Annotated in this window: 2 protein-coding genes and 1 pseudogene; all 3 read left to right on the forward strand. The window is 46.3% G+C overall.

From position 1 onward, the window contains the following. On the forward strand, positions 1–1,184 hold a 1,184-nt coding region (locus J4728_RS23620; RefSeq protein ID WP_208212516.1), incomplete at its 5' end, for a flagellin. 67 nt (positions 1,185–1,251) lie between these two features. Further along, positions 1,252–1,791 (forward strand): phase 1 flagellin gene repressor FljA, encoded by a 540-nt coding sequence (fljA, locus tag J4728_RS23625; protein WP_000389000.1) that lies wholly within the window; start codon positions 1,252–1,254, stop codon positions 1,789–1,791. Positions 1,792–1,818: 27 nt separating this feature from the next. Beyond that, positions 1,819–2,041 (forward strand): annotated as a pseudogene (locus J4728_RS24065) (helix-turn-helix domain-containing protein); the annotation flags it as partial. Positions 2,042–2,604: the final 563 nt, after the last annotated feature.

Consider the following 2,604-nt stretch of genomic DNA (forward strand, 5'->3'; position numbering starts at 1 on the left):
AGGCTGAAATCACCCAGCGCCTGAACGAAATCGACCGTGTATCCGGCCAGACTCAGTTCAACGGCGTGAAAGTCCTGGCGCAGGACAACACCCTGACCATCCAGGTTGGTGCCAACGACGGTGAAACTATCGATATCGATCTGAAGCAGATCAACTCTCAGACCCTGGGTCTGGACTCACTGAACGTGCAGAAAGCGTATGATGTGAAAGATACAGCAGTAACAACGAAAGCTTATGCCGATAATGGTACTACACTGGATGTATCGGGTCTTACTGATGCAGCTATTAAAACGGCTACGGGTGGTACGACTGGTACGGCTGCTGTAACCGGTGGTGCGGTTAAATTTGACGCAGATAATAACAAGTACTTTGTTACTATTGGTGGCTTTACTGGTGCTGATGCCGCCAAAAATGGCGATTATGAAGTTAACGTTGCTACTGACGGTACAGTAACCCTTGCGGCTGGCGCAACTAAAACCACAATGCCTGCTGGTGCGACAACTAAAACAGAAGTACAGGAGTTAAAAGATACACCGGCAGTTGTTTCAGCAGATGCTAAAAATGCCTTAATTGCTGGCGGCGTTGACGCTACCGATGCTAATGGCGCTGAGTTGGTCAAAATGTCTTATACCGATAAAAATGGTAAGACAATTGAAGGCGGTTATGCGCTTAAAGCTGGCGATAAGTATTACGCCGCAGATTACGATGAAGCGACAGGAGCAATTAAAGCTAAAACCACAAGTTATACTGCTGCTGACGGCACTACCAAAACAGCGGCTAACCAACTGGGTGGCGTAGACGGTAAAACCGAAGTCGTTACTATCGACGGTAAAACCTACAATGCCAGCAAAGCCGCTGGTCATGATTTCAAAGCACAACCAGAGCTGGCGGAAGCAGCCGCTAAAACCACCGAAAACCCGCTGCAGAAAATTGATGCCGCGCTGGCGCAGGTGGATGCGCTGCGCTCTGATCTGGGTGCGGTACAAAACCGTTTCAACTCTGCTATCACCAACCTGGGCAATACCGTAAACAACCTGTCTGAAGCGCGTAGCCGTATCGAAGATTCCGACTACGCGACCGAAGTTTCCAACATGTCTCGCGCGCAGATCTTGCAGCAGGCCGGTACTTCCGTTCTGGCGCAGGCTAACCAGGTCCCGCAGAACGTGCTGTCTCTGTTACGTTAATTTATTTCGTTTTATTCAGCCCCGTGAATTCGGGGCTTTTTCATTCAGCATAGATGAATATATCTTTATGGAATGTATGGCTGTAAATGATATTTCCTACGGGCGAGAGGCTGAAATATGGCCGCGGGATTATTCTATGCTTGCTCGTCGAGTTCAATTTCTACGTTTTAATGATATCCCTGTTCGATTGGTGAGTAATAATGCCCGGATAATCACAGGCTACATTGCGAAGTTTAATCCGAGGGAAAATTTGATTCTGGCTTCGGATAAACCTAAAGGAAATAAGCGCATTGAAGTTAAATTAGAGTCTCTGGCAATTCTTGAAGAATTATCAGGTAATGACGCTTTTAATCTTTCACTGGTGCCGGCTGACGAATTTAATCTTCAGCAATATACTCCATCAAGAAGAGATTATTTTTCGATTTGCAATAAGTGCTATAAACAGGGAGTCGGTATCAAAATCTATATGAAGTATGGACAGGTTTTGACTGGCAAAACGACAGGTGTAAATGCGTGTCAGGTTGGTGTGAGGACATCCAATGGCAATCATATGCAAGTTATGTTTGACTGGGTGAGCAGGATCACGTCTTCGGACTACGCTGAATAACGCCTACGGTAATAAAAAATTGCGTGAGAAAATATTGCTCCTGGAGGAACAGAGACCATTCGACAGCGCATAGATAGTTTCGCCGCTGCTCGTGCCACTACGGCTAGGACGCTTAAAGCAGCTGACAGAAAAGAATTGATCATTAAAGCTTCGCAAAGAAGGTCTGCTGATTTTTTGCAAATCTATGGATACCGTAGCCCAACATCCTGGCGTCTCACGGGCAACTGCTTATCTTTATGCTCGACAGTCTGACTGCGAGCTTTGCCCCAGCCAGGCAGGACTCTCAGTGAGTGTTCTATTTTCTTTGACTCTCGTATTCCAATTCTTTCGGGAGTTATTGGTGAGACTTTTGGCGTTTTGCCCTGTCACCCATTGCGTCATTTGACGTCAATGCCCGTGAGGCTCTCAGCAATCCTCACCAGGCGGCAATAGATGTAAAAAAGCCCGCAGAGCTTGTGCTGTGCGGGCTTTCTGTACTTCACCGGACGTATCCGGATCATTATTTGGTGGAGCTGGCTGAGAGCGACACCAAATACTAACTGTCTGATTCTTTGAGCAATGTAGCGGGAATCAATGTCACATGACTATGGCACATTAAGGCAGTAATTTTCAAGTGGTTACACAAGCTTGTTCATATCAATGTTAAAACCAGCTTGTTTCATTTCTTTGGCTAACTGAAGATGCCATGTGAATCGCCACAGGTTTAACAGACACCTCAGAGTCATTTAAGATGACTTAAAGAGAGGTGCCCATGAGCGGTAAGCGTTATCCCGAAGAGTTTAAAATTGAAGCGGTCAAACAGGTTGTTGATCG

Source organism: Salmonella sp. 32070601201500089SM (genome assembly GCF_017573605.1).
GTDB lineage: Bacteria > Pseudomonadota > Gammaproteobacteria > Enterobacterales > Enterobacteriaceae > Salmonella > Salmonella enterica.